Annotated in this window: 1 protein-coding gene; it reads right to left on the bottom strand. The window is 45.1% G+C overall.

Translation table 11 applies throughout. The features are described 5' to 3' along the window. A partial coding sequence (locus CHH91_RS19715; RefSeq protein ID WP_286160872.1) for an ArsB/NhaD family transporter occupies positions 1-215 on the bottom strand: 215 nt, incomplete at both ends.

Here is a 215-nt window from a genome sequence, read left to right as displayed (position 1 = left end):
AATCACATTCGCGTAAACCATCGCTTCCTTCATTAATCCAGTCGCGCTCGTCGTATCAATGGCAATCGCATTAATCATTACCGTTGGCATGTTGTTCATCATCGAACTTAAAACAGCGGCAACAAACCCCATTCCCATTGTAGCAGCAAAAACACCTTGCTCCGCGGTCCTCTCAAGTCCCAAAGCGAGCAGATTAGTTAAACCGACATTTTGTA

The organism is Virgibacillus sp. 7505 (assembly GCF_002272135.1).
Taxonomy (GTDB): domain Bacteria; phylum Bacillota; class Bacilli; order Bacillales; family Amphibacillaceae; genus Terribacillus.
This window is presented reverse-complemented; position numbering and strand designations above follow the sequence as displayed.